General features: G+C 67.3%; 5 protein-coding genes. 2 read left to right on the top strand and 3 right to left on the bottom strand.

Annotated features, from left to right (window positions below; all coding sequences use genetic code 11):
* Together BW39_RS02615 and BW39_RS02620 are read left to right on the top strand one after the other, a co-directional pair.
* On the top strand, nucleotides 1-1,446 hold a 1,446-nt coding region (locus BW39_RS02615; protein ID WP_043819564.1), incomplete at its 5' end, for a sensor histidine kinase.
* 4 nt (nucleotides 1,447-1,450) lie between these two features.
* Nucleotides 1,451-1,900: an RNA-binding S4 domain-containing protein gene (locus BW39_RS02620; RefSeq protein WP_013803367.1), complete on the top strand. Its 450-nt coding sequence runs from the start codon at nucleotides 1,451-1,453 to the stop codon at nucleotides 1,898-1,900.
* A 106-nt stretch (nucleotides 1,901-2,006) separates the two neighbouring features.
* Here BW39_RS02620 and BW39_RS02625 read toward each other — a convergent pair whose 3' ends face one another.
* The 3 genes from BW39_RS02625 to BW39_RS02635 are packed head-to-tail and all read right to left on the bottom strand — an operon-like array spanning nucleotide 2,007 to nucleotide 5,609.
* Nucleotides 2,007-3,380: a uracil-xanthine permease family protein gene (locus BW39_RS02625; RefSeq protein WP_043819566.1), complete on the bottom strand. Its 1,374-nt coding sequence runs from the start codon at nucleotides 3,378-3,380 to the stop codon at nucleotides 2,007-2,009.
* Between the two features lie 47 nt (nucleotides 3,381-3,427).
* The gene (gene guaD / locus BW39_RS02630) at nucleotides 3,428-4,846 is read right to left on the bottom strand and encodes a guanine deaminase (protein WP_043819569.1); all 1,419 of its coding nucleotides are present in this window, start codon (nucleotides 4,844-4,846) and stop codon (nucleotides 3,428-3,430) included.
* Between the two features lie 19 nt (nucleotides 4,847-4,865).
* Nucleotides 4,866-5,609, bottom strand: a complete 744-nt coding sequence (locus BW39_RS02635) for a 16S rRNA pseudouridine(516) synthase (protein WP_043819571.1) — start codon at nucleotides 5,607-5,609, stop codon at nucleotides 4,866-4,868.
* Nucleotides 5,610-5,767 lie beyond the last annotated feature (158 nt).

Consider the following 5,767-nt stretch of genomic DNA (forward strand, 5'->3'; position numbering starts at 1 on the left):
CGCCAGCCCTGGTCGCTGCGCCGCCAGCTGCTGACGGGCATTCTCGTCCCCGTCATTCTGTTCATTGGCTTCAATACCTGGAGCCTGTACCACCAGACGCTGGCTGCGCTGAACACGGCCTATGACCGGACGCTGCTGGCCTCGGCCAAGAGCATCAGCGAGCAGCTGGATGTGACGGGCTATGACGAGTCCGCCCAGTTGCATGCCATCGTTCCCTACTCGGCGCTGGAGATCTTCGAGGCCGACAACCAGAGCCGCATGTTCTACCGCGTCTCCACGCTGGACGGGGAAATGGTGTCGGGCTTTGGCGAGCTGCCCATGTGGCACGGCGTCATCCCCCAGCGCCCGCCCTACGCGGCCCTGGTCGATTTCTACGACGCACAGTTCCGCGGCCGGCCCGTGCGCATGGCCGTGCTGCTGCAGCCCGTGGCCAGCGCCAAGGGGCGCGGCATGGCCGTGATCCAGGTGGCCGAGACGCTGGAGCTGCGCGAGACCCTGGCCCTGCAGATCCTGCGCACCACGCTGGCACGCCAGGCACTGCTGGTGGCTGCCGTGGCGCTGATCGTGATCTTTGTGGTGCAGCGGGCCACCCAGCCCGTGCGCCAGCTCAGCAGCGACCTGCGCTCGCGCCCGCGCGGCGACCTGAGCCCGCTGTCGGCCCCCGCTGCGCCGCGTGAATTGCAGCCGTTGCTGGAGGCCATCAACCAGCTCATGCTGCGGCTGCGCCAGCTGCTGTCGGACCAGAAGCGCTTTGTGCGCGATGCATCGCACCAGTTGCGCACGCCGCTGGCCGTGCTCAAGGCCCAGCTGCAGTCGGCCCAGCGCGGCGATGTGCCGGCCGAGCAGGCCTTCGAGGAAATCGGCGCCACCGTGGATCGCGCCACGCGGCTGGCCAACCAGATGCTGGCGCTGGCCAAGGTCGAGCAGCTACGGCAGGAAGACAGCGCCGAGCCGGCGTCGCCCGCCCCCAGCCTGCTGGACGAAGTGGTGCGCGACGTGGCCATCGAACTGTCGCCGCTGATTGCCGAGCAGGACATCGATTTCTCCATAGACACCGAACCCTGCCCCGTGCCGGCCCATGAATGGATGCTGCGCGAGCTCACGCGCAACCTGCTGCACAACGCCATACGCCACATGCCTGCGGCCGGCAGCCTGCACATCAGCGTGCACCAGGCCGGCAGCCAGGCCGTGCTCAGCCTGCGCGACAGCGGGCCGGGCATAGACAGCGATCTGGCCCAGCGGCTGTTCCAGCCGTTCTCGGCCGGCAATGCGCGCAGTGGCTCGGGCCTGGGGCTGGCCATCTGCCACGAGATCGTGCAGACGCTGGGCGGCGCCATCGAACTGCGCAACATCTACCGGCAAGGCCTGGTCTGCGGTCTGCACGCTCACGTGGCGATTCCGCTGCAACCGGCCGCTGGCAAGCACCCCGCGCCGCGCGCACAATAACGCCATGACCGATATCGAATCCATGCGTCTGGACAAATGGCTGTGGTGCGCGCGTTTCTACAAGACGCGCAGCCTGGCGGTAGAAGAGATCGGCAAGGGCCGCATCACCGTCAACGGAGCCCTGGTCAAGCCCGCGCGCGAGGTGCGCTGCGGCGACACCGTGGTGCTGCGCCAGGGCCAGATTCCGCGCACCGTGGTCATTCGTGGCCTGTCCGGCATGCGCGGCCCCGCACCCGTGGCCCAGGCCCTCTACGAAGAAACCGCCGCAAGCCTTGCCGAGCGGGAGCGCCTGGCCGAGCAGCGCCGGCTGGCGCCCGAGCCCGCCAGCAGCATTGCCGACCAGCACGACGGCCGCCCCACCAAGCGTGACCGCCGCCAGATCGACCAGGTGCGCGAGCGCGGCAACTGGGACAGCCGCTGGAGCGCATCCATCGACGACCTGGACCGGCGCTGAATCCTGCGGCCCTGTCCGCCTCACGCCTCTTCCAGCAAAAAGGCCATGCGCAACAACTGCGCATGGCCTTTTCTCATGGGTTTGCGGGCGCAGACCCCTGCGGCGTTCAGACCACCTGGTCCTTGGCCGGTGCGTCGTCCCCCTGCGCACGCGGCAGGATGAGGTTCATCACCATGGCGGCCATGGCCCCCACGGTCACGGCCGAGCCCAGCAGGTACTGCAGCATGTCCGGCAGGGTCTGGACCCAGTCCTTGGGAGCCAGCGTGGCGAAGAAGGAGCAGATGATGGGCACGCCCACCACCAGCATGGCGCGCTCGTCCAGGCGCACATGGCGCAGGATGCGGATACCCGCCATGGCAATGGTCACGCAGACCACGGCGAACATGCCGCCGATCACGGGCGAGGGAATGGCCGCAATCAGCGCCGAGAACTTGCCCAGAAAGCCCAGGCAGGCCAGCACCAGGCCGGCTGCAATGAAAACCATGCGGCTGGCCACGCCGGTGATCGAGATCACGCCCGCATTGGTGGAGTAGCCGGTGACCGGCGTGGCGCCTATCAGGGCGGCCACGCTGCAGCTCAGGCCCTCTCCCACGGCGCCACGGTCGAGCTGGCGGCTGGTGATGGGCTGGTTGATCACGGCCGAGACCGCAAACCAGGTGCCCGTGGTTTCCGCCATGACCACCAGATAGATCACGACAAAGGTCAGCACGGCAGGCAGGCTGAACTGCAGCGGGTAGTCGATGCCGGCCAGCTTGGGCAGCGTCAGCCAGGGCGCATCCGCAACCGGCTGCCAGGCGAACAGGCCCATGGCCCAGGCCACGGCCGTGCCGCCGACCAGTGCGATGATCACCGACGACAGGCGCATCCAGCGGCCCAGCCGGTTGTCAAAGCGCAGGCCCAGCATCATGGCCGCGATCAGCAGCGCCGCCGACACCGAAGCCAGGGCAATGGACTGGTTGACCGTCATGCCGCCATGCACCGAGAACACGTTGGCGCTGAGCGCAATCGGCAGCAGCGACAGCCCCACCACGAGGATGATGGTGCCGCCGACGATGGGCGGCACCAGCCAGCGGATCACGCGGTGGAACCAGCCCAGCGCACCCAGTGCAATGACGATCAGCGCTCCCGGAATCAGCGCGCCATAGACCGCTCCCATGCCGCCGAAGCCACCGCCCGCGCCAAAGGCCACGGCCAGGATGGCACCCAGCGGAATGTAGGAAGGCCCTTGCGCGACAGGCATGCGCATGCACCAGGCGGTCTGGATCAGCGTGCCCACGCCTGCGGCAAGAAAGGTGGACTGGATCATGGACGCCGCATCGGCTTGCGACAGCGCCAGGGCCGAGGCAATGATGAAGGGCACGACATACACGTCCATGGCCATCACATGCTGCAGGCCCAGCAACAGGGCCTGTGACAGCGAGACGCGGTCGTCGGGGCGGGCGATCAGGCGCCCTTCGTAGGAGGAGGTCGGTTCGGTCATGGGACGGAAAAATGCGGAAAACGGCCGCAGCCTAAAGACTGCGGCGCTCAGACAGCAGTGACAGCGCCGGCGGCCTGGCGCCGGTGCACGCACTCGCCCTGCACCCAGGTGCTGGCCACATTGGCGCGCGTGGCGTGGTGGATGATCTTTTGCAGAATGTCGGCCGGCCCATCCGCGCCGGGCCAGATCTGGACATTGGAGTCAGGCCCCTGGCAGTCGATGGCCAGGGCGTCCATGGCGTGGCCGGGCTCGATGCGGCCAATCGGCAGGTCCAGCGCATCGCCCCCCGCCGCCGTGGCCAGCCACAGCGCAAAGACGTGGTCGATGCGGGCCTGCACGCCCTGCCCCGCCCTGCCGCGCTGCGAAGCGCCCAGGGCCGGGTCCACCCCCTCATGCAAGGCCAGCGAGGCCGTCATGGCGTGGCGGCAGGCATCGAACATGCTGGGGCTGTAGCCGCCCGAGATGTCCGTGGCCAACCCCATGCCCAGGCCCTGCTCACGGCCGCTGCGCGCGGGGAAAACGCTGTTGGCGAAATAGAAGTTGGACAGAGGGCAATGCGCTACCGAGGCGCCCGTGCGCGCCATCAGCGCCACGTCATCGGCCGTGAGGAAGTTGGCATGGGCCACGACCGTGCGGCGCGTGAGCAGGCCGAAATCATGCAGCGCATGCGCATCGGTGCGGCCCTGGCGTTCCAGCACATGGGCATGCGCCCAGTCGCTCTCGGAGCAATGGGTTTGCACATGGGCGCCGGTGCGTCCAGCCAGGTCGCCCAGCCCGCGCAGCAGCTCGTCGGTGCACGAAGGAATGAAGCGCGGCGTGATCACCGGCAGCACGCGCTGCTGCGCGTTGTCCGGATGCTGGCGCAGCCAGTCGATGAAGCGCGCCGTCTCGGCAATGCCTTCGGCCGCGCTGCCGTCCTTGTAGTACGGGGGGCATTGCGACGGCTCGTCCATCGCCACCTTGCCCACCAGAGCGCGCTGGCCCAGGGCCAGGCAGCGTTCGGCCAGCACCTGGTTGCCCACGGCGTGGATGGTGCCGAAGTACATGGCCGTCGTCGTGCCATTGGCCAGCAGCGTGCGCACCACGCTGTCGTAGACCGAAGTGGCAAAGCCGGCATCGCCGTAGCGCGCTTCCAGGGGAAAGGTGTACTCCTGCAGCCAGGTTTCCAGCGGCACATCCAGGGCCTTGCCGCTTTGCGGCCATTGCGGTGCATGCACATGCAGGTCCACCATGCCGGGCAAAAGGTACTGGCCTTCCGGCAGGCGCTGCAGCGTGCCTGCGGCCGCATGCGCGGCCTCCAGAGCGGCGCGGCGGGGATCACCGCGCTCCAGCACGGCATCGATCATGCCGCGGCCATCCACCACGATCAGCACGTCCTGCTGGATGCGCAGCGCATCCGGCACGGGTGCATCGAAAGCAGTACACAACAGGGCCCAGCCCCGGCCTGGGTCAGCGGAATTCATCATGGAAACGCGGCCCCCTGCCTCACTTGGCCTTGAGCTTGGCCAGGTCCTCGGCCGTCAACCATCGCCACTGGCCCGGCTGCAGGTCATCGGTGAGCTCCAGCTCGCCGATCTTCCAGCGGTGCAGGCCCTCGACGCGGTTGCCAACGGCCGCGATCATGCGCTTGACCTGGTGGTACTTGCCTTCAGTCAGCGTGAGGTCCAGCACATGCTCGCTCACCTGCTCGCAGGCAGCGGCCTTGACGGGCTTGGGGTCATCGTCGAGCACCACGCCGTCGAGCAGGCGCTGCACCTGGCTGGCATCGACCGGATGCTTGGTGGTCACGCGATAGATCTTGGGCACATGCTTCTTGGGCGAGCTCATCCGGTGGATGAACTGGCCGTCATCGCTGAGCAGCAGCAGGCCCGTCGTGTCCTGGTCCAGCCGCCCCACGGCCTGCACGCCCTGCACGGCGCCCTTGTTCGGACGCAGACGCAGCGGCAAAGGCAAAAGCGAGTAAATGCTCGGATAGGTCGACGGTTTTTGCGAGCACTCCGTGCCCGCAGGCTTGTGCAGCAGCACATAGCCCAGCGCGTGATAGGCCCACTCCACACCCTGCACGCGATAGCGCAGGCCTTCAGGATCGATGTCCTGCGTGGAGTCGAGGCAACGCACCCAGTCATTGGCCTCGGTGTCCCACAGTTCCACCCAGCCCTGTTGGACCAGTCCGGAACACACGCGGCGGATGCCGAACCCTTGGGAATACAGAATGTCTTGCAGTTGCATGTTCATCTTTCAAGCCGTTTGCGCCCACCATGGCGCACGCACATCGCGCAGGCGACGATACAAGTACTTCTGCGCAAACAAGCAAAAAACCCCGTAGCTTTGGGCTACGGGGTTTCTTGGGCTGTAAGAGCCTGACGATGACCTACTTTCACACGGGA

The organism is Delftia sp. RIT313 (assembly GCF_000632165.1).
Taxonomy (GTDB): domain Bacteria; phylum Pseudomonadota; class Gammaproteobacteria; order Burkholderiales; family Burkholderiaceae_C; genus Comamonas; species Comamonas acidovorans.